The organism is Microbacterium panaciterrae, assembly GCF_039541635.1.
GTDB lineage: Bacteria > Actinomycetota > Actinomycetes > Actinomycetales > Microbacteriaceae > Microbacterium > Microbacterium panaciterrae.
In genome coordinates this window covers 157,461-177,930 of sequence record NZ_BAABGP010000005.1, presented here as the reverse complement: position 1 = coordinate 177,930, position 20,470 = coordinate 157,461, and the positions used below count along the sequence as shown (strand labels likewise).

Genomic DNA, 20,470 nt, shown 5'->3' with positions numbered 1-20,470 from the left:
CGGTTACTTCGTGGCCGCTGCGGCAGCGGTCTGCGCGGCCTTGAGCGCCGCCTCGGGGGTCTGCGAGCCGGACAGCGCGGTCTGCACCGCGGTCCACAGCTGCTGCGAGATCTTCGGGTACTTGATGCCGAGGTTGTCGCTGGTGCGGCCCTTCGCCGCTGCGACGGCGTCGACCCACGGCTGCAGTTCGGCGTTGGCCGCGACCTGCTCCTTCTGAGCCTCGGCGGTCGGGGCGATGTAGGAGAGCGTGTTGTCGGTGGTCACGAAGCTCTTCGTGCTCGTCAGGCACTCGGCGATCTTCTTCGACGTGGCGTAGCGGGCCGTGTCCTTCTGCACCGGGATGGTCATGAACTCGCCGCCGGTCGGGGCGGGCGCCGAGCCCCCGTCGATCCCCGGGATGTTCAGGATCCCGTAGTCGATCCCCGCCTTCTTCACATTGCCCAGCTGCCAGGTGCCGTTCTCACCGAACGCGTAGTCGCCGGTGGCGAACTCCTGCCAGCTCGTGGTCTGAGTGTTGTTGATGACGGACTGCGGCGCGTAGCCCTTCTTCACCCAGTCGGTCCAGAGGCTCAGAGCCTGCTGCGCCTTCGCGGAGTCCAGCTGCGTGAGGTTCGCGCCGGATCCCCAGAACCAGGGCAGGAACTGGAAGCTGCCTTCCTCGGTCCCGATCGCGGAGAAGGTGATGCCCTTCTTCCCGGCCGCGGTGACCTTCGCGAGCGCGTCGGTGAGCGTCGCCCAGTCCTTGACCGTGGCGATGTCGACGCCTGCTGCTGCGAGCACCTTCTTGTTGTAGTACAGCGCCAGCGTGTTCGCGCCGATCGGGACGCCGTAGGTCTTCCCGTTGATCTGACCGGCGCCGATGATGTTCTTCTGGATCGCCGAGACGTCGAGCTTGTTCTCGTCGGTCGTGGTCAGGATTCCCGCGTCGGCGAGGGTCGAGACCACCGGGTTGTCGACGAGGAGCAGATCGGGCGAGCTGCCCTGCTGTCCTGCGAGAAGCGCCTTGTTGGTCAGCGCGCTGGTGTCGTACCCGGTGCGCGTGACAGTGACGCCCGCGTCCTTGCCGCACTGTTCGACCAGCTTGGTCCAGTCGGCGCTGGCGTCGAACTGGGGGTAGGGATCCCAGAACGTGTAGGTGCCGCCGGCGCTGCCGGTCTGGCTCGAGCTCGGGCTGCTGGAGCAGGCGGCGAGCCCGCCGATGGTGGCAGCCGCAAGAACCGCGGCTCCGACGATTCGAATGCGCTGAGAAGCGATCACAGTATTCCTCCTTGAATGGCGTGCGGTGATGGGGGTGGGACCGGGAAGCGGTCGCAGGGTGTTCATCTCGAGTCGGGTCATCGTGTGCTTCCGCGGTTCGTCAGTTCCGGTGCGATGAATCGCGTGACCGGTGCTCCGGCGAGCTCCGGGTCGGCGATGCGTCGCACCAGTTGCCGGACCGCTTGCTGGCCCAGCTGATCGGGCGAGCTCTCCACCGCCGTGTAGGGCAGCGAGAAGGCTCGACCGAAGTCTTTTGCGTAGAGACTCACGACGGACAGATCCGTCGGCACGCGCGTGCCGCGAGCCGCGAGGATCGCCGGGAGTGCGGCGATCGTCGCGTCGTTGTGCACGATCAGCGCGGTCGCCGCCGGGCGGGCATCGAGGATCGCGTTGATGCTCTGTCCGATCTGCGGCTGGCGGCTCTCGCCGAAGTACGGGTGGATCTGCAGCCCGTAGCGGGCGCCTCGTTCGAGGGCCGCGTCGCGGAAGCGCCAGCCGTATGCGCCACCGCGCTCGAAGACGTGCATCGGCGGCGACACCACGATGATCTCGCGATGTCCCAGTCCGTACAGGTGGTCGATGATCATCCGCGCCGACTCGCCGAAGTCGAGATCGAAGACGTCGAGCCCCTCGGTGCGCTTGGGCAGACCCACCAGGGCGCCGGGCTGCTCCGCCGCCCGCAGGGTGTCCAGCCGCGGATCCTCGTGCACGACGTCGAGCAGCACGACGCCGTCGACCATGCCCGTCCTGGTGACGCGGCGCAGCGCCGCGGTGGCATCCGTCTCCGTGACGAGCAGGATGTCGTATCCGAGCTCTCGGGCGGTGTCGGAGACGGGGAGGACGTACTGCAGCATCGCGGGTGCGAACTCGTCCTGATGGAACTGCGTCAGAAGGCCGATCACCATCGTCTGCGAGGTGGCGAGGGCACGGGCGCCGGCGTTCGCGGTGAAGCCCAGGGTCGCGATGGCCTCGTCGATGCGCTCCCGGGTCGCCGCCGAGATGGTCCGTTTGCCGGAGATCGCGTAGGAGACGGTGCTGCGGGAGACGCCCGCGCGACGGGCGACGTCCATGATCGTGACGGCCACGCTGCCTCCTTCTTCCTCGAACCGGTTCGATGAATGTAACCCCCGTCCGCACGAAAATCAAGTCGAATCGGTTCGCCAATCCAAAATCAGCGCGATCATGCGGAGTCTGAGCGCGGACTTCGCCGCGAAAACCCGCCCGAGGGGCGGATCAGACGGCGCGGGTGCTGCCGCGGTCGAAGAATCCCGGCTCGATCAGGCGCACGACCGGTGCACCGGCGGACGAGGGATCCGCGATCCGGCGTACGAGCTGCGCCACGGCGAGCTCACCCAGGCGGTCGGGAAGGGATTCGACCGCGGTGTACGGCAGCGAGAACGCCTGCCCGAAACCCTGCGAGAAGACGCCGACGACGGAGAGATCCTGCGGCACCCGGATCCCTCGTTCGTCCAGCAGTCGTGGCAGGGCGGCGACCGTCGCGTCGTTGTGGACGATGAGCGCGGTGGCCCCCGGGAGCGCATCGAGGGCGCGGTCGAGGGACTCGGCGATCTCCGGATGGCGAGAAGCCCCGGGATGCGCGCTCAGCCGGATGCCGTGGCGCGCCGCCCGTTCGATCGCGGCGTCACGGAAACGCCAGACGTACGAGCCACCGCGCGTCGCCACGTGATCGGGCGGCGTGAGCAGCACGATCTCGCGGTGCCCCCGCTCGGCCAGGTGGTCGACGGCCATCCGCGCCGCTTCCCCGAAGTCGAGGTCGAACGAGTCGAAACCCGCGGAATCCTGGGCATATCCGATGAGCACCGCAGGCTGCTGCGCCTGCCGCAGCGGCTCCAGGCGGGCGTCGTGGTAGGTCACATCGAGCAGCACCACGCCGTCCACCATGTGCGAGGAGGTCGTGCGCCGGATGGCACCCGCGAGATCGGGATCCGTCACCATCAGCAGGTCGTATCCCTCCGCCCGAGAGGTGGTGGAGACCGGGAGGATGTACTGCAGCATCGCCGGCGCGAACTCATCCTCCTGGAACTGCAGATACAGGCCGAGGACGTTCGTACGCGATGTCGCGAGGGCCCGGGCACCCGCGTTCGGCGTGAACCCCAGCAGCTCGATCGCCGCCTCGATGCGCTCCTTCGTCTCGGCCGAGATCACGCGCTTGCCGGAGAGCACGTACGAGACGGTGCTCCGCGAGACCCCCGCAGCCCTGGCGACATCGCCGATCGTGGCCATCTGCGCCTCCTTCGCCCGTCGTTCTCGATTCTCGCATGCGGCGACCATCGGCCCGGGGAGGGCGAGTCCCGACGATCTCCGCGGATTGGTCGTCGAACCGGTTCGCCATTTTCCTTGACCCGTGAATTTCGGACTGTTACCGTGCTGCCACAGGCGCTCGTCCGGTATCCCCTCTGAATTCGGCAGCCAGTACCGCATTCACGACATCGAACCGGTTCGAACATCCTGCCTCATCGATCGATCAATGGAGAACTGAAGATGACAACTCATCCCCGTCCCGGCCGACGGTGGTCACCGACCACGGTCACGGCCACGCTCGCCGCTGTCGCGCTGGGAGCATCCTTCGCGACGCTCGGTTCCGCCCCCGCAGAAGCCCTTCCCGGCAGCTCGGCCACCCTCGAGGTGCACGCCGACCAGGCGTTCCGGCCCGTCACTCATGTCGCCACAGGGTCCCTCTATGGGCTCGCCAGCGCCACCGTGCCCTCGGATGACCTCGTCCAGGCGCTCAAGCCGAACACCTTCGTGCAGATGGCGCCGGGAGGGCATCAGCTGCCCAACGGAGAGCCCGCCCCGGCCGGGGATGCCCTCGTGGTCGCCTCGGAGGCCGCCAAGGCCGGCGCGAAGGTCGTCGTGCGCATGTCCGACTGGTATCCGGACTTCCCCTACCGCTGGGTCGGCTGGAACGACTGGCTGGGCGCCGTCGACACCCAGGTGAAGGCGGTGCAGGCCTCCGGCGCGAAGAACATCGCCGCCTACGCTCTGTGGAACGAGCCCGACTGGACCTGGGACACAGCCAAGGCCGGATCGTTCGAGGACGCCTGGACCCGCACCTACCGCGAGGTCCGATCGCTCGACGCGACGACGCCGATCCAGGGGCCGAGCTACTCCGACAACATCAGCGGCATGAAGGCGTTCCTGACGAACGCGGTCGCCACCGGCACCGTCCCCGACATCATCGCCTGGCACGAACTGGAGAGCTCCTCACACATCCAGGCGGACATCGCCACCGTGGTCGGAATCGAGAAGAGCCTGGGCATCACGCCGCGCCCGATCGCGATCGAGGAGTACGCGACACCGTCCGAGATCGGCATCCCCGGTCCACTGGTCGGCTACATCGCCAAGTTCGAGCGCTACGGCGTACAGGACGCGGAGCTCGCCTTCTGGAACCACTACGGCACCCTCGGCGACACCCTCACGGACACCGGAGGATCGCCCAACGGCTCGTACTGGCTCTACACCTGGTACGCCCAGATGAGCGGCGACATGGTGACGACCACGCCGCCTTCTGCCTCGGGCCTGGACGGCGCCGCGTCCGTCACCGCCGACAAGAAGGAGCTCGACGTCATCGCGGGCGGCGGCCAGGGCGCCACCGCCGTGCGCATCGACGGGCTGAACGCGCTGAAGCTCGGCAACGCCGTCGGAGTGAAGGTCGAGTACACCCCGTCGTACGGCCGCACGACGGCCACCACGAAGCCGATCACGATCTCGGACACGCAGTACCACGTGGGCGCAGACGGCTCGATCACCGTGCCGATCGCGATGAACGCCGCGTACGGCTACCACATCGTGGTCACCCATTCCGGTCCGACCACGAAGCTGAACGGCGACTACACGATCTCGAACGGCAACAGCGGCCTCGTGCTCGGCACCGCCGCGTCCGGTGGAGGCGTGGAGCAGGTCGCGTCGAGCGGACAGGCCGACCAGATCTGGAAGCTCGAAGACAGCGGCTCTGGCCTCTACAAGGTCGTGAACGCGGCGAACGGCGACGTGCTGGGCGTGCAGGGGGCGTCGAAAACGGCCGGAGCGAAGGCGGTCATCGAGGCCGACACCGGAACTGATGATCAACTCTGGCAGGTGATCCCGGACGGGAGCGGTCGCGTCAAGCTTGCGAACGCGGGAAGCGGGCTCGTGCTCGCCGTCGCCGCCATGAGCGCAACGGCGGGCTCGTCCGTCGTCCAGTGGACGGACGGTGCGCCCACCTGTGCGGTCGACGGCCCGCGGGCAATCGGAAGGATCGGATCCGCTCTGGACTTCTGCCACACGGCGTCCTACGTCGCGCTGCCATCGGGAGCAGTCAGCGGTCTGACCGGGGACTACACCGTGTCGGCGTGGGTGAACCCGTCCTCGAACACCACCTGGTCGCGCGTGTTCGACTTCGGCAACGGTCCGGGGACGAACATGTTCCTCACTGTGAACTCGGGTAACGGTCTGCGCTTCGCGATCACCACGGGCGGGCCGAACGCGGAACAGCAGATCAACGCCCCCAGCGTGCTCCCCGTCGGCAAGTGGTCGCTCGTCACAGTGACGCTCTCCGGCACGACAGGGACATTGTCCGTGAACGGTCAGGTCGTCGGGACCAACACCGGCATGACCGCGCATCCCGCGGCGCTCGGAGACACTCCGAACAACTGGATCGGCAAGTCGCAGTACAACGATCCCGCGCTCGATGCCAAGGTCGACGACCTCAACATCTACGACCGTGCGCTGAGCCCGGCCGAGGTGACGGCGCTGGCGACGGGTCAAGCGGGCGATGGCGACGTGCTGCACTACGCGTTCGACGAGGCGGACGGCACCACGATCATCGACTCGTCCGGCCACGCGCGCAACGGCGTCCTCGTGGTCGGAGCCCCAGGCGCGACGAGCACCGTCGCCACCGACGCGGCAACGGCGGATCACTTCTGGACGCTCACTCCCGCCGAGCGCTGAAGGCTCACCCGGGCGACGCGGCGAGGGCCACGCCGCCCGGGTGTCCGATGGCGCGGCTAGGGTGATCCGATGCGGCTGTCCCTGGACTCGATCATCGACAGCCGCCTGCTGCCGCTCGCCGATGAGACGCGCGCGTTCTACGCGCAGCGCGGGAATCGGAGCGGCCCGGCCGGCGCGCAGGAGCTCGCCGAGGCCCGTGCCGCGGCACCTGCGCTGATCCCCTCGGATCCCCCGGCGCAGTATGAGATCGTGAGCGGGAACGGGCGAGCCGTGCCGGTTCGGATCCAGACCCCGACGTCGACTCCGTCCCAAGGCGTGATCCTGGACCTTCACGGCGGCGGATTCTTCCTCGGCGCCGGCAGCCGGGACGATCTGCGCAACAGAGCGCTCGCCGACGCTCACGACGCCACAGTCGTGAGCGTCGACTACCGGCTCGCGCCGGAGGATCCGTGGCCCGCCGCACCGGACGATGTCGAGGCGGCGGCTCTGTGGCTGGTCGAGAGCGCGTCGGATCGGTTCGGCACCGAACGACTCGTCATCTCCGGCTTCTCCGCCGGGTCGACGCTCGCGATGACCACGCTGGTGCGGCTTCGCGATCGAGGGATCGCCGCCTTCCGCGGCGCGGTGCTGCAGTGCGGCACGTACGACCTCAGCTGCCGGACACCGGCAGGGCGACTCATCGCCGACGAGTACTTCCTTGGCGCCTATGCGGGCGCGGCACCGGATCGCACCCACCCTGACATCTCGCCGATCTACGCTGACGTCCGCGGACTGCCGCCGATTCTGTTGGTCGTGGGCGCCGACGACGTCCTGCTCGCCGACAACCTCGCTCTGGCGGCCCACCTCGTCGCAGCCCGTGTCGACGTCGATCTGCGCGTCTACCCGGCCGCCCCGCACGCCTTCACCGGCCACGACGCGCCGATGGCGCGCGCCGCACTGGACGACATCGACGAGTGGATCGCGGAGCGTCTGCGGGACTGAGACCAGCGCGCCTCAGACGGCGACGGCCACGCTCTGAGGCGCGACCGGCGCCTCCATCGTGATGTCCAGATCGCGCATCACCACCACGTGGTCGAGCTGGGCGGCCCCGGGCGGGAGCGCGTCGAAGAACGACGAGTGCACGCTGCGGATCCGCGCGGCCTGCACGGCCCAGCCCTCCGCGGCGAGCGCGACCGATTCGAGCGTGACTCCGTCGTGCGCCCGCGACCAGCCGATCCGGCCGGACCGGTAGAACTCGGACGCCTCCTCGACCGTGTCGAAGAACGCGCTCGTCCAGGGGCCGCCGACCTCGACGTCGGCATCGAGATGCTCGCCGCCGGCGTCCATCGTCATCGCGTACCGGCCGTCGCGCTCGCCGATCGTGAACCGCGCGTGCCGATGCACGCCGGGGAACAGCCGTCCGCCGAAGAGCACGGGATGCCAGGCCGAACTGTGCCGTTCGAGGATGTACACCCCGGTGCGGACGGCGCCGTCCTCATCCCACTCCACAGCGACCCGGTGCGCGGCGTTCTCGGAACGGAGCCCCACTTCCGCGGACATCCACCGCGGGCGGATCCCGTCCAGCCCGAGCACGCAGAAGCCCGCGAGCGCCTGCCCGTTGACAAGCTGCGGACGCAGCGGGGCGGGCAGGAGCCCCCGCGCGACGTCGGGATCGAGCCGATAGCTGACGAGCAGCCGGCGACGAAGATGCGCCCTCACCCCGGGGACGACGCTCACGACCGCACCCCAGATCCGGCATCGGCGGCCGCGTCCGCGTCCGCGTCGAGACCGACATCTGCCTCGGACGGGCGCCTGCGCCGCACCTCCCTCAGCACGATCTGCTCCGGGCAGACCGTGGAGAGGAAGTCGCCGATCGACAGCGCGAGCCGGTCGCCGGCGAGGGAGTACAGAATCCGGTTCGCGTCCCGCCGCTCGACCACGAGACCGGCGCCGCGCAGGATCCGCAGATGCCGGGAGATCGTCGGGCCGCTCACTGCGAAGCGCGCGGCGATCTCGCCCGCTGCCTGCTCGCCGTCCTTCAGATCCTGCAGGATCTGCCGCCTGGTCGGGTGCGCGAGGGCTTCGAACGCGCTGTTCTCGGCTTCGTTCATGATTGCACTATAGCACCGGAGCTAAATAGCAAAGGGATACCTGACAGACGCCGTCGGAGAATCCAGTAGCCTCATCCTGGAATATCGGCCTGGGGACATCGACGAAGGAATCCATATGAGAAGCGCATCGAAGCGCACCCCCACAGCCGGCATGTCCCGGACGTCGGCCTTCAAGACCGTCGGCCTGCCCGCGCTGGTCCTTATCGCCTGCGGAGCTCTCCTCGCACCGTCGGCCGCCCACGCTGACAGCGCGGCTCCGGTGCTGTTCGCCACCGACGCACCGGCCCATGACAACACGATCCGCCCGAAGATGCCGATCAGTGACCTCGCGATCGTCGGCGACCAACTGTATGCGGGATACGGCGATTACGGCCTCAACACCGGTCCGACCGAGATCATGTCCTACGCCCTGGGCACGGGGACGGCGACAGACCAGTTCACGCTCAACGGCGAAGCCGTCGACCACTTCCGGATCCTCGACGGCGCACTCTACGCGCCCGACATCGACCCGAAGCTCGCGTGGGATGCGAACGTCGGCTATGCCACGAACGCGTCCGGCTCGTGGCGGTACGTGTTCGGCGCGCCGTTCGAGCACGTCTTCGACATCGCCAAGATCGGCAGCACGCTCTTCCTGTCCGGGCAGAGCCTCAATCCGGACAAGGCCAAGTACGGCGCCGCGAACGAACTCGCCGTGATCAAGAAGTCCACAGACGGCGGAGCGACCTGGACGATCGAGAAATGGCGCGACTCGGGCAGCGCCGCGATCGGTTACGACCGCTACTACCAGCTCACCGTCGCCGGCGACACGCTCTATGCGCAGGCGACCCTCGACAGCGGCATCGTCCAGCCCGTCGACACCTGGAGAGCCGGCAGCTGGAGCACGTTCGCGCAGGGCGGCGGGGTGAGCTTCACCGGCCAGGACGTCCCCGGAGTGCTCGGCGGCACCCGCTTCGACTCGGCGAAGACAGCGGTCTTCAACGGGAACATCATCCAGGCGGGATCCCGGTTCGCGCTCAGCGGCTCCGGCTACGGCGTCTGGGTGCAGGCACAGAACGCGCGTCCCTCCGGGAAGTACTCGCCGGCCTACGTCCCGATGCCGGGTCGGGTCGTCGATCTCTACCAGGACGGCGGCGTGCTGTACGCACTGAGCCAGAACTCGTCCGGGACCACGTCGTACGTCTCGTCCACCACGGACGGTGCGACCTGGCAGACACGCGCCACGGTCACCAACCCGCTCGGTGAGCCGTTCGCGCACGGGACCACGACGATCCAGAACCCGGTCGGCTCCTACTCGCTCGCGGTGAACGGATCCGACGCCTACATCGGAACGTCCGAGTCCAGGATCTACCGGGTCAGCCTCGACCCGGCGGCCGCCGGATCCGCTCCTCTGCCGACGACCCAGCCTCCGGGCAAGAACAAGAAGTAATCCACGAACACGGAGAAGGCCGGACATCCGCGGAGGATGTCCGGCCTTCGTCCTTTCGACCGGCTCGTCCCTTCGACAGGCTCAGGGACCGGGGTTGCGGTCAGGGACCGGGGTTGCGATTCAGCCGTTCGCGCCGGCCGGGGTCGTCGTCACCTTCGTGCCGGCGTCCTTGTTGGCCTTCTGCGCGTAGACGTTCGTGAACGTCTTGCTGAGGTCGATGTTGGACGTGTCGAGGCCGAGCTGCTTCTCCATGTCGAGCACCGTCTTGGGGCCGCCGGCGGGCATGATGCCGTCCGGGAGGAACTGGCCCTTGTCGGTGGTGAGACCGGCGATGTACTGGTCCTTGGTGATCGTGGCGTTGTTCACGTACTCGGCGGGCAGCTTGTTCGCGATGTCCGCGGCGGAGTGATCGGCGATCCAGTGCATCGTCGCGACCAGCGCGTTGACGACCCGCTGCGTCGCGTCCTTGTGCGAGTTCACGTACGACGCGTTGGCGATGAGCCCGGCCGCCGGCCAGGCGCCGCCGAGAGCCTTCTGCGCACCCTCGGTGGTGGCGAGGTCGACCACGGTGGTCGCGACCTTCTGGCTGGTCAGCGCGGTGACGGTCGGCTGCGTCGTCATGGCGCAGTCCGCGGCTCCCTGCTGCAGGGCCGCGATGGCGGTGGCCCCGGCGTGCACGGCGACGGTGTGGTAGTCCTGCTGCGTGAGCCCGCCCTTGTGCGCGATGAACTGGGTGAGCTTGTCGGTGCCCGAACCCAGGTCGGTGACGCCCATGTTCTTGCCCTTGATGTCGGACGGCGTCTTGACACCGCTCTTGTCGGTGCACATCAGGCGCTCGCCCGGGGCCCCGGAGAGCTGCACGACGTTGATGACCTCCTTGCCCTTCGGCTGCAGTTCGATGGTGTGGTTGTACCAGGCGCCGGCGAAGTCGACCTGGCCGGAGATCATCGCGTCCTCCGCGCCGACACCGCCGTTCTGCTCCGTGGTCAGCTCGACGTTGACGCCGAACTTCTTGTAGAAGCCGAGCTGGTCGGCCAGCTTGTACGGCAGGTAGATCTGCTTGTCGATGCCGCCGACCATGATCTTCACGGTCTCGGGAGTGGAGCTGCCTGCTCCGGCGGTGCTGGATGACCCGGAGGATCCGGATGCTCCGCCGCTGCAGGCTGCGAGGCTGAGCGCCAGTGCTCCAGCCGCCGCGACGGCGACGATGCCGCGCTTGTTCATGTGATTTCCTTTCGTTGCGCCGACGGGTCGGCGTTCCTGGTGAGGGATTTCGGGAGGGTGGGAGGGGGGGGATCCGGGCGCCGTCAGATCGACGACGCCTCCGAACGGGACGGCGGGCGCCACTTCAGCACCCGGCGCTCGAGCATCGAGATCAGGTACTCGGCGACGAGGGTGAACACCGCGATGATGACCATGCAGGCGAACACCGTGTTCGGGTCGAACGAGCCCTGGGCCTGGCTGATGATGAGGCCGATGCCGCGCTGGGCGCCGAGCACCTCGGCCACGAGCGCACCGATGATGGCGAAGCCGAAGGCGGTGTGCAGGCTCGCGATGATCCAGGTCATGGCCGAGGGGATCGTGACGTGCCGCGCGACCTGCAGCGGCGACGCTCCCAGCACCCGCACGTTCGAGACCAGGTTCTGATCGACCTCGCGTACCCCCTGGAAGGCGTTGAAGAACACCGCGAAGAACACCAGTACGGCGGCGAGCAGCACCTTGGCGGGCATGCCGAGCCCGAAGGCGACGATGAAGATCGAGCCGAGCACGATGCGCGGGATGGCGTTGACGATCTTGATGTACGGCCCGCACACCTCAGCGAGATAGCGGTTGCTGCCGAGCAGGATCCCGACGATCATGCCGGCCAGCGTGCCGACGGCGAAGCCGAGCAGCGCCTCCTGCACGGTGACCCAGAGGTTCTCCCAGATGGATCCGAATGCCGTGCCGACGGTGAACAGGTGCACCAGGCTGTCCCAGACCAGGGACGGCTGGCCGTAGAAGAACTTGTCCACCCACTTCAGCTGGGTGAACAGCTGCCAGCCGCCGATGACGACGACGGCGAGCGCGACCCGGCCGACCCAGACCATCAGCACATGCTTGCGGCGGGCGTGGCGGCCCTTCGCCTGCAGCTCGGCTTCGGATTCAGGGCGGAAGAAGTTCCGCTGGTCGTCGGCGGCGTAGCCGAACCGACCGGTGAGGTCGGTCTTCGGCGGGCGGGACAGGGCCCCGGCTTCGGAGGCCTGCACGGTCGAGGCGCTCATGCTGCCACCGCCGCGGTCTGGGCGTACGCCCGGTCGACCTCTTCGCGCAGCGACTCCCAGATCTGCCCCTGCAGCTCGAGGAATCGTCCTTCGTGGCGGATCTGCTGCACATCGCCGCGCGGGCGGGGCAGGTCGATCTCGAACACGTCCTTCACGGTTCCGGGGCTCGAGGTCATGATGACCACCCGGTCGGCGAGCGCGACGGCCTCATCGAGGTCGTGCGTGATGAACAGTACCGACGGCCGCGACTCCTCCCACAGCTGCAGCAGCTCGGTCTGCATGATCGCCTTGGTCTGCACATCGAGGGCTCCGAACGGCTCGTCCATGAGCAGGATCCGCGGGCGGTTGATGAGCGCCGCCGCCATCGCGACGCGCTTGCGCATGCCGCCGGACAGCTGGTGCGGGTAGCGGTCCTCGAAGCCGGCTAGGCCGACCCGGCGCAGCCAGTCGAGCGCGAGCACCGTGGCCTGCTTCTTCGGAGTTCCGGTGAGCACGGGGCCGACCATCACGTTGGCCAGCACGCTCTTCCAGGGGAACAGCGAGTCGGCCTGGAACATGTAGCTGACGCCCTGCGTGATGCCGTCGACGATCCTGCCGCCGACGCTCACAGATCCGGCACTCGGGTGCTCCAGCCCGGAGACCTGCGCCAACGTGGTCGACTTCCCGCATCCGGTGGGGCCGACGATCGCGCAGAACCGGCCCGGCTCGACGCTCAGCGTCACGTCGCGGATCGCTGTGAAGGTCTCCCCCTTCGGCGTCAGGAATCGTTTCGTCAGACCGACGATCTCGATGCCCGCGGCTTCGGCGGTGTTGTCGGACGGCGTCCCGCTCCCGCCTTCGGGAGCGGCGTTCGCCGTCGCTCGTGTGTCACCCATGTCGGGACCTCTCTGTCGTCCGGTGGTGTGGGTTCGATGCTCGCGCCCGGCGGGGTGCGCTGTCTCGCTTGCGCGCATTGCGGGTCGTTGTGAGCGTTGCCGCACCTTTTGGGCGTTCTGCGCAGGATGCGGGCACGGGCGGTGATGAGAGAATCCGGTGTGATGCGAAGACGGATCCGAAGACTGTCGAGCCTGATCCTGCTGGCTCAGGTGGCGATCCTCAGCGCCTCCCTGCTGATCGGCTTCGTCCTGTTCACGTGGACCGCGCGGATGAACCTCACCTCCGACTACCAGGCGCGCGCCGCCGCCATCGCGCAGACCTTCGCCGCGATCCCCGATGTGCGCGACTGCCTGGCGGCGGGCGGGGGATCCTGCGATGGCACCGTGCAGGAGCTCGCCGGGACGGCGCTGCACCGCACCGGCGCCGCCTACGTCGTCGTGATCGACATGAACCGGGTGCGGCACTCGCATCCGGACCCGGCCCTGATCGGCAAGAAGGTCTCGGAGGACGTCGTCGCCAGGGATGGCGAGGTGCACCTCGGCACCGACATCGGCTCGACCGGAACGACCGCGAACGCGCGCGTGCCGCTGTTCGCCGACGACGGACGCACCGTGATCGGCGAGGTCTCCGTGGGCATCAGGGAGTCCAGTGTCGCCGCGGAACTGCTCGGCGAGCTGCCCCTGTACACGGCGTGGTTCGTGCTTGCGCTCGGGATCGGCGCCCTGGTGTCGTTCGGGCTCGCGAGCATGCTCAAGCGGCGCACCTTCGGGCTCGAGCTCGACGAGATCGCCCGGCTGCTGCAGGAGCGCGAGGCGACGCTGCACGGGATCCGCGAGGGCGTGATCGCGATCGACCCGGCCGGGCGGATCACCGTCGTCAACGACGAGGCGCAGCGGCTGCTGCACCTGCCGGACGGCGCCCGCGGCCGACGGCTCGACGACGTGCTCGTGGCGAGTCCGATCCGCGACGCGCTCACCGGCACCACCGAGGTCAAGGATGCGATCGCGGTCACCGACGGCGGCGTGCTCGTGCTCAACCGCATGCCGGTCTCCCTCGCCGGGCGCCCGCACGGCGCGGTGCTCACGCTGCAGGACCGCACGGAGGTGACGGGGCTCACCCGGGAGCTCGACGGCGAGCGCAGCTTCGCCGAATCCATCCGGGCGCAGCAGCACGAGTTCTCCAACCGCATGCACGCGGTCGCCGGCCTGCTCGAGCTCGACCGTCCCGACGAGGCGCTGCAGTACCTGAACGAGATCCGCGGCACCTCCGCCGATCTGGACCGCACCCTGCGCACGCACGTGCGGGCCCCGATGATCGTGGGGCTGCTGCTCGGCAAGGCCGCCGAGGCGAACGAGCGCGGCATCGACCTGGTGATCTCCCCCGAGACGGATCTGGGCCCGGCTCCGGACCGGCTGCAGGCGCTGGTCACGATCCTGGGGAACCTCATCGACAACGCCTTCGACGCCCTCTCCGAATGCCCCGCCCCGCGCCGCGTGACCGTCGCGATCGTGGAGACCCCGGAGGAGCTGACCGTGCGCGTCGCCGACAACGGCCCGGGCGTGCCGGACGGATCCGTGCCGCGCATCTTCGAGAGCGGCTACACGACCAAGCGCGGATCACTGGCCCGGCACAGCGGGCTGGGGCTGTCGCTCGTGCACACCACCGCGCTGCGCCTGGGCGGGACGGTGCACGTGCAGAGCACCGACGGCGCGGCGTTCACCGTGGCGATCCCGGCGAAACAGGAGGGGTCCTGATGACCATCCCCGAGTCCACGGTCCTCGTCGTCGACGACGACTTCCGGGTCGCCAGCGTGCACGTCGGCTTCGTGGAGGCCGTACCCGGCTTCCGCGTGGTCGGTCAGGCCGGATCCGCCGAAGAAGCGCTGCGGCAGGCCAGGGAGGTGCGACCCGATCTGGTGCTCATGGACGTGTACCTTCCCGATGGCGACGGCCTCGATGTCGTGCGTCAGCTGCTCGCGGATCCGGATCCGCCCGCGGTGATCGTGATCTCGGCCGCGAACGACCTCGCGACCGTGCGCCGCGCGGTGCAGCTGGGCGCGCTGCACTATCTCGTCAAGCCGTTCGGGTTCGCGGAGCTCGCCGAGAGGCTGACCGCCTACCGGAACGCGCAGGAGCGGATCGCGGCGCTCGGAGATGCGGCCACCCAGGACGACGTGAACCGGCTCTTCGATCTGCTGCGCCCCGGTCCGGCCCCCGCCCCCGAGGAGGGCCGCCGTCTCGCGCCGACGCTGCAGGCCGTGCTCGACGCCGCGACCGCACAGCGCTCCGACGTGTCGGCGCAGGAGATCGCGACGGCGATCGGGATCAGCCGCACCACCGCGCAGCGCGCGCTCACCCAGCTCGAGCAGTCCGGCCTGCTGCGGCTCGAACTGCGCTACGGCAGCACCGGCCGCCCCGAGCACCGCTACGCCGTGCGCCACGCCCCTCGGGGTCGTTGAGCGAGCAGCGACGAAGGAGCAGCGAGACGAAACGCGGCCTCCCGCAGGAGACCGCGTTTCGTCTCGGTCTCGCTGGCGCTCGTCCTCGCTCAACGACCCCGGGAGAAGGCCGGGCCTACTGCACCCAGCCGGCCCGAGCGGATCCCCACCCGGTCTCCGTGTCCCAGCCCGGCCCGACGGTCTGCGTCGTGGTCGCGCCGTTGAACGTGCGCACTGAGTAGACGTAGCCGCCGCTCGCATCCAGCCCGTTCACGAAGTCGACCCGGATCGCTCCCGCGTCGATGCCCGCACCGGTCACGTCGGTGAAGCCCTGACCGTGCGTGCTGTAGATCAGCGGGTTCAGCAGGCCGAAACCGGCGCCGCTGGCCTGGATCTTCAGCGCCGTGATGCCCGCGAACAACGGCGAGGCAAGACTCGTGCCGCCGATCCGGTAGGTGTCGTATGCCGCCTTGCCGGTGAACGTCTGGGTCTGGCCGACGAGCATGCCCGTGGTGGGATCGCCGTCCATCGAGACGTCCGGAACCGCGCGTCCGCCGTTGGGGCTGATGATCCCGGCGTCCTTCTGATACTGGGGCTCGGCGATGTTCGACGAGTAGCCGCCGCCCCCGCCGTACAGGAACGACGTGCTGAGCGTCCAGGCGCCGTCCTTCAGGACGTACTTCGAGGTCTGCCAGCCGGTCTCGCCGGTCAGCCCGGCCGCCGTGATCGCGGTGGACGTGCCGCCGACCGCGGTGACGTACGGGTCGGAGGCCGGGTAGTCGGTCTGCGGTGTGGCGAGCCGGGTCGCCTCATCGCCGTTGTCGCCGCTGGAGAACACGTAGCTGATGCCCTGAGCAGCACCCTGCAGGAACGCCGCCTGGTAGGCGAGGAACAGCGCCGGCTTCACGACGTCGCCCGTGCCTCCCCACGAGTTCGTGACGATGTTCGCGACGTTCTCGTCGTTGATCCGGGTGAACGTGTCGAGCAGATCCGGATCCATGCAGCTCTTGCCGGCGTAGTAGCGGATGTTCGCGCCGGGGGCCATGGCGTGCACGGCCTCGACGTCGAGCGTCTCCTCGCCGTACCAGCCGGCCATGCCGCACTGGTGATTGGACTTGTTGCTGTTGACGTTCGTGTAGGCGTTCGGCAGGTTCTGCGAGAACTGGCCGGCCGTGAACGGCTTGTCGCCCGTGTCTGTGGCGTACTTGTTGGCGTCGGCCTCGATGGTCGGCGACGCGTAGGCGTCGGTGATCGCGACTGTCACGCCGGTGCCGTCGAGTCCGCCGGTCAGGCCCGCCTCATAGGCGTTGCGGAGCTGCGGCCCGGTGTAGCCGCACGGCGAGTACGGCAGCGTCTTGCCGTCGAGCTGCGGCAGCACGGTGCCGTCGGGGGTCGCGAGGTTGTCAGGGTTCGCGGATCCGTAGGTGGTGCCGCAGGTCGGCGCGTTGCGGAATCCGCCGTCCGGCGGGGCCGGCTTCTGGGTCTGCGGATCCACGAACGACGGCGTCGTGTCCAGACCGTCGACGGCGATGACCGAGCCGGCGAGAGAGTCGGGGGTGCTCGCCGCGCCATCCGGAGCGTGCACCGTGAGCCCGTCGTGCGAGTAGGTCGAGATCGTGACGCCGAAGGCCTTGTTCGCGTTGCCGACGCCGCCGGTCACGTCCACATAGCGGTGGCTCGGGTCGACCGTGGTCTTGAGTCCTGCGCCCTGCAGCCAGCCGGTCACGGCGGCGACGGTCGCCGCGGACGCGTCGAACGTCGCGTGATACTGCGACGCCGTCAGGAACTCACGGTACTGCGCGGATCCGGGCGTCGAGACTGCGCTGGCGACCGCGGCGAGCGCGTCCATGCCGCCGGCCGGGGCCAGATACACCCGGGCGCTCACGGCCCCGTTCGCCGGTCCGGCCTTGGTCGCGTGGCTGAGCCAGCCAGGAGTCGAGTTCGGGATCGGGGCCTTGGGCGGCGGTGCGGCGTTCGCCGCTCCTGCTCCGGCGAGTGAGGCGGCAACGGTGGCGAGGACCGCGAGGGTGACGCCGAGGACTTTTCTACGCATCCGGGATCTCCAGACATCAGGTTCGGTCCACGGCGGTCGCCGCTGACCGAGGGCGATAGTACGCCTCCGATTCCCCGATGCGCCAGAGCGGAAACCGTGTCGGATCGCCGAGGAGCAGCTCCGTCCGGGGCGCGAAGAGGTCCACGCCCCGGACGGATGCCGTCGGTGCAGGTCTCAGCGACCGCCCGAGTCGCCGGCGACCGGGTGCGCCTTGCCCGCGAGCTGGAACGACACCACGACGGCCCGGTGGTTGCTCGTCCACATGTTGCCGCGCACCTTCTGCGGCGAGGGCCAGCCCGCCACGAGCGTGTTCGCGCCGTCGACCGTCAGCAGCTTCCCCGCGAAGTGCACGTAATCGATGCGGTCCTGCGGTTCCGGGCCGCCGGTCGCGCCGTTGATCGCGACCAGCGGCGACCAGGTGCTGCCCGCGTCCGCCGCGGGGTCGGGGTTCGCGACGCGATACGCGTCAGTCAGGCCCGCATCTTTGAGAAGCGCCGGCACCGGCCAATCGACAGCGCCGACGCCGCAATGCGCCGCGGAGGTCTGCGCCGTCCAATCCGCAGCCGACGGCGACTCGAGGTCGCTCAGCACGATGACCGGAGTCTTGTCGGATCCGGCCACGGCCGATCCCGCCGCGGTCGCGGCCGCCTGCGCCTGCGCGTATCGGGTCGACGCCTTCTCGGCGGCGGCGAGCGCGCCGGGATCGGCGCCCGCTGCACAGGCCGCCTCGGGACCGTAGCCGGCGCGGTCCAGGCCCACGCTGAAGACGCGCACCTTCTGGCCGAGCACGTCGAGTTCGGCGCCCGTGAAGGGCGCGGCGCCGGTCGCGGTCGTCGCGCTCGCCGCCTTCAGCGGGTAGGGAGACAGGATCCCCACGCCGCCCGGCCCCTCCACCGCGTGCCATCCCAGCGCTTCGGCGAGGGCGGTCGCACCGCTGCCGCCGTCCTGCTGCACGCCGACCACGCCGAACCCGTTCGACGCGATCACCGCGAGGTTCTTCCACACGGCGTCGTCCACATGACGGCCGGCGTCCCACAGGTTCCAGGTCGCGGCGTCCAGTGGCACCTTCGCGCCGGGCGTGAGCACCGGCACATCGACCTCGATCTGCGAGGTGACCGTGCCATCCGTCGCCTGGACCCGGATCCAGCCCGAAGCCCCTGTCGCCCTCGCAGGAGCGGTGCCGGTCACCAGGCCGTCCGCCCCGACGCTCAGCCAGGAATCGCCGCCGACAGCCGTGTACCGCGTGACCGTACCGCCGTTCCAGAGCCCGCCGACGGGTTGCGACACCGTGCCGCCCATGCGGACCGCGGGCGACTTCAGCACGGACGAGACGAAGCCGCGTGCGAGCGTGGATCCGTCGCTCACCGCAGCACTCGGACGCGCCGCGAGGAAGTCGCTGCGCACCTGCGCCGCCGAGACCGGCTGATCGTAGAAGTCGAACACGTCGATGTAGGCGTTGACGAAGCCGTGCCCCAGGTCCTCGCCCGAGCCTTCCGCGCCGACACGGAACGGGAAGCCGCTGTTGAGGGAGAACGCGGAGGTGAGGCCGGCGTTCTGGGCGGTCTGCTCTCCGTCCAGATAAGTGGTCATCGTCCCCGCGCCGCGATCGGCGACGACCGCGACCTGGTGCCAGTCGCCCAGGATCGAGCCCGCGCTGACGTTCGGGATCTCGTTCGGCGCTGTCGAGGTCCCGCTCTGCCCGAAACAGCCGCGCAGCACCCCGGGGGCGCCTTCGGTGTTGGACAACGTCAGGCCCTTGTCGCCGCACTGGCGGAAGTCCTGATTCGAGACGATCGGCGAACCGGCGCTCGACGACACCTCGTTCAGCCAGAACACGTAGGAGAAGCTGCCCGATCCGTCGGTGGATCCCGGGACCAGCGGCAGCGAGAAGAAGTTCGCACCCTGTGCGCTGCCCGCGGGCGAGTTCAAGTACGCGCCCCTGCCCGCGGTGCCGTCGCCGTATGAGGGTGTGCCCGACCAGGTCGCGTCGTTTCCGCGGCCGGACGAATCCTTCACGGTCATGCCGCTGTCGGCCTCGAAATCGTACGAGGCGAACGGGGCGACGGCGTCGCCGACCGCACGGAGCCTGCTCCACACGGCGTACAGCGTGACCGTGGCTCCGAACACGGTCGACAGATCGGAGACCGTCTGGCCATCGGCGTACGCGACCTGACCGCCCGCCGTCTTCGACCAGCCCACGAACTGGTACCCCGCCCGGGTGAAGCCGTTCTTCGTCAGGGGAGCGCTCTGGCCCGTGAGGAGCGACTGCCCGGCGGTGGATCCTGCCGTCGCCCCGTTGCCGTCGTAGTTCACCATGTACGACACCTCGCTCGGCCTCTGCGCTGCGAAGTCGGCCGCCACCTGCGACGCCGGGATCGCCTGGTCGTAGAAGCTCATGGTGTCGATCGAGGCGTTCACGTAGCCGTCTCCGGTGTCGGTCTCGCTGCCGCTGAGCCCACCGAGGTTGAAGGCGTAGCCGCTCTTGAGCAGGGTGCCCGTCGTGACGGATCCCGCGGCGGACGAGCCGGTGGGCACGCCATCGGTGTAGACCGTGATGACGTCAGCTGTGCGGTCGACCGACACCGCGATGTGATGCCAGGAGTTCAGGATGTTCGGCGACCCGTTGTTCAGGTACTGCCGCCCGCCGCCGGGAGTCTGCCCCCAGCACGCCTGCAGCACCCCGGCCGTCGACTGGTTGTACAGCGTGAGACCGGGGTTGTTGCACGCGTTGAAATCCTGGTTGCTCATGATCGGGCCGTACGACGTACGAGAGCGCTCGGCCATCCAGAACTCGTACGAGAAGCTGCCGGATCCGTCCGTCTTGCCGGCGATCAGGGGGAGCTTGACGTAGTTGGCGCCGTTGGTGACGGATGCGGCCTGGCCGCTCACACCCGCTGCGTGCGCAGGCGTGCCGATCCACGTCGCGTCGTTGCCGTTGCCCGACGAGTCCTTCACCGTCGAGCCGCTGTCGCCGTCGAACGTGTACTGGGCGATGGGGGCGATCGCGGCCGGAGCGGCGCTCGCCCCCGTCGGGGCGAGCAGCGCTGTCGCGGCGACCGCGAGCACCGCCGCCGCGGAGATCGTCGCGCGGCGCAGACCGGAGCGAGTGATGTTCATCTC

General features: G+C 69.1%; 15 protein-coding genes. 5 read left to right on the top strand and 10 right to left on the bottom strand.

Annotation, left to right across the window (positions count from 1 at the left end; all coding sequences use genetic code 11):
• Positions 1–3: 3 nt before the first annotated feature.
• The 3 genes from ABD882_RS04375 to ABD882_RS04365 all read right to left on the bottom strand — a co-directional run bounded on the left by ABD882_RS04375 (position 4) and on the right by ABD882_RS04365 (position 3,549).
• Complete coding sequence (locus ABD882_RS04375; RefSeq protein ID WP_345184733.1) at positions 4–1,257, bottom strand: sugar ABC transporter substrate-binding protein; 1,254 nt, start codon at positions 1,255–1,257, stop codon at positions 4–6.
• Between the two features lie 77 nt (positions 1,258–1,334).
• Positions 1,335–2,342 (bottom strand): LacI family DNA-binding transcriptional regulator, encoded by a 1,008-nt coding sequence (locus ABD882_RS04370; protein ID WP_345184731.1) that lies wholly within the window; start codon positions 2,340–2,342, stop codon positions 1,335–1,337.
• Positions 2,343–2,490: 148 nt separating this feature from the next.
• The gene (locus tag ABD882_RS04365; RefSeq protein ID WP_345184729.1) at positions 2,491–3,549 is read right to left on the bottom strand and encodes a LacI family DNA-binding transcriptional regulator; all 1,059 of its coding nucleotides are present in this window, start codon (positions 3,547–3,549) and stop codon (positions 2,491–2,493) included.
• A 210-nt stretch (positions 3,550–3,759) separates the two neighbouring features.
• Here ABD882_RS04365 and ABD882_RS04360 point away from each other — a divergent pair, with 210 nt between their 5' ends.
• Together ABD882_RS04360 and ABD882_RS04355 are read left to right on the top strand one after the other, a co-directional pair.
• Complete coding sequence (locus ABD882_RS04360; RefSeq protein ID WP_345184727.1) at positions 3,760–6,207, top strand: LamG-like jellyroll fold domain-containing protein; 2,448 nt, start codon at positions 3,760–3,762, stop codon at positions 6,205–6,207.
• A 69-nt stretch (positions 6,208–6,276) separates the two neighbouring features.
• Entirely contained in the window at positions 6,277–7,188 is a 912-nt protein-coding gene (locus ABD882_RS04355) for an alpha/beta hydrolase (RefSeq protein WP_345184725.1), read from the top strand.
• 12 nt (positions 7,189–7,200) lie between these two features.
• On the opposite strand, the gene ABD882_RS04350 is transcribed toward ABD882_RS04355, so the two are convergent.
• Together ABD882_RS04350 and ABD882_RS04345 are read right to left on the bottom strand one after the other, a co-directional pair.
• On the bottom strand, positions 7,201–7,923 hold the full coding sequence (locus tag ABD882_RS04350; RefSeq protein ID WP_345184723.1) for a DUF2071 domain-containing protein: 723 nt from the start codon (positions 7,921–7,923) through the stop codon (positions 7,201–7,203).
• The gene (locus ABD882_RS04345) at positions 7,920–8,297 is read right to left on the bottom strand and encodes a metalloregulator ArsR/SmtB family transcription factor (RefSeq protein ID WP_345184720.1); all 378 of its coding nucleotides are present in this window, start codon (positions 8,295–8,297) and stop codon (positions 7,920–7,922) included. Before ABD882_RS04345 ends, ABD882_RS04350 begins: the two co-directional genes overlap by 4 nt.
• A gap of 115 nt (positions 8,298–8,412) precedes the next feature.
• Here ABD882_RS04345 and ABD882_RS04340 point away from each other — a divergent pair, with 115 nt between their 5' ends.
• Positions 8,413–9,723: a hypothetical protein gene (locus ABD882_RS04340; protein WP_345184718.1), complete on the top strand. Its 1,311-nt coding sequence runs from the start codon at positions 8,413–8,415 to the stop codon at positions 9,721–9,723.
• Positions 9,724–9,843: 120 nt separating this feature from the next.
• On the opposite strand, the gene ABD882_RS04335 is transcribed toward ABD882_RS04340, so the two are convergent.
• The 3 genes from ABD882_RS04335 to ABD882_RS04325 form a co-directional block, all read right to left on the bottom strand.
• Positions 9,844–10,947, bottom strand: coding sequence for an ABC transporter substrate-binding protein (locus ABD882_RS04335; protein WP_345184716.1), 1,104 nt, complete (start codon positions 10,945–10,947; stop codon positions 9,844–9,846).
• Between the two features lie 83 nt (positions 10,948–11,030).
• Positions 11,031–11,984: an ABC transporter permease gene (locus tag ABD882_RS04330; RefSeq protein ID WP_345184715.1), complete on the bottom strand. Its 954-nt coding sequence runs from the start codon at positions 11,982–11,984 to the stop codon at positions 11,031–11,033.
• Positions 11,981–12,859 carry an ABC transporter ATP-binding protein gene (locus ABD882_RS04325; protein ID WP_345184712.1) on the bottom strand — a complete coding sequence of 293 codons (879 nt, stop codon included), beginning with the start codon at positions 12,857–12,859 and terminating at the stop codon, positions 11,981–11,983. Before ABD882_RS04325 ends, ABD882_RS04330 begins: the two co-directional genes overlap by 4 nt.
• 162 nt (positions 12,860–13,021) lie before the next feature.
• On the opposite strand from ABD882_RS04325, the gene ABD882_RS04320 reads away from it, so the two are divergent.
• Positions 13,022–14,614, top strand: coding sequence for a sensor histidine kinase (locus ABD882_RS04320; protein ID WP_345184710.1), 1,593 nt, complete (start codon positions 13,022–13,024; stop codon positions 14,612–14,614).
• A complete protein-coding gene (locus ABD882_RS04315) occupies positions 14,614–15,318 on the top strand; it encodes a response regulator (RefSeq protein WP_345184708.1) in 705 nt (234 codons plus the stop codon). Before ABD882_RS04320 ends, ABD882_RS04315 begins: the two co-directional genes overlap by 1 nt.
• Positions 15,319–15,433: 115 nt before the next feature.
• Here the strand turns inward: ABD882_RS04315 and ABD882_RS04310 are convergent, their stop codons facing one another.
• Both ABD882_RS04310 and ABD882_RS04305 read right to left on the bottom strand, forming a co-directional pair.
• Entirely contained in the window at positions 15,434–17,350 is a 1,917-nt protein-coding gene (locus ABD882_RS04310; protein WP_345184706.1) for a S53 family peptidase, read from the bottom strand.
• A 174-nt stretch (positions 17,351–17,524) separates the two neighbouring features.
• Entirely contained in the window at positions 17,525–20,467 is a 2,943-nt protein-coding gene (locus ABD882_RS04305) for a LamG-like jellyroll fold domain-containing protein (protein ID WP_345184704.1), read from the bottom strand.
• Positions 20,468–20,470: the final 3 nt, after the last annotated feature.

Coding starts and splice junctions, on each gene's coding strand:
- ABD882_RS04365 (WP_345184729.1), bottom strand. CDS start 3,549: ATGGTCGCCGCATGCGAGAATCGAGAACGACGGGCGAAGGAGGCGCAG.
- ABD882_RS04360 (WP_345184727.1), top strand. CDS start 3,760: ATGACAACTCATCCCCGTCCCGGCCGACGGTGGTCACCGACCACGGTC.
- ABD882_RS04355 (WP_345184725.1), top strand. CDS start 6,277: ATGCGGCTGTCCCTGGACTCGATCATCGACAGCCGCCTGCTGCCGCTC.
- ABD882_RS04345 (WP_345184720.1), bottom strand. CDS start 8,297: ATGAACGAAGCCGAGAACAGCGCGTTCGAAGCCCTCGCGCACCCGACC.
- ABD882_RS04340 (WP_345184718.1), top strand. CDS start 8,413: ATGAGAAGCGCATCGAAGCGCACCCCCACAGCCGGCATGTCCCGGACG.
- ABD882_RS04335 (WP_345184716.1), bottom strand. CDS start 10,947: ATGAACAAGCGCGGCATCGTCGCCGTCGCGGCGGCTGGAGCACTGGCG.
- ABD882_RS04330 (WP_345184715.1), bottom strand. CDS start 11,984: ATGAGCGCCTCGACCGTGCAGGCCTCCGAAGCCGGGGCCCTGTCCCGC.
- ABD882_RS04325 (WP_345184712.1), bottom strand. CDS start 12,859: ATGGGTGACACACGAGCGACGGCGAACGCCGCTCCCGAAGGCGGGAGC.
- ABD882_RS04320 (WP_345184710.1), top strand. CDS start 13,022: ATGCGAAGACGGATCCGAAGACTGTCGAGCCTGATCCTGCTGGCTCAG.
- ABD882_RS04315 (WP_345184708.1), top strand. CDS start 14,614: ATGACCATCCCCGAGTCCACGGTCCTCGTCGTCGACGACGACTTCCGG.
- ABD882_RS04310 (WP_345184706.1), bottom strand. CDS start 17,350: ATGCGTAGAAAAGTCCTCGGCGTCACCCTCGCGGTCCTCGCCACCGTT.
- ABD882_RS04305 (WP_345184704.1), bottom strand. CDS start 20,467: ATGAACATCACTCGCTCCGGTCTGCGCCGCGCGACGATCTCCGCGGCG.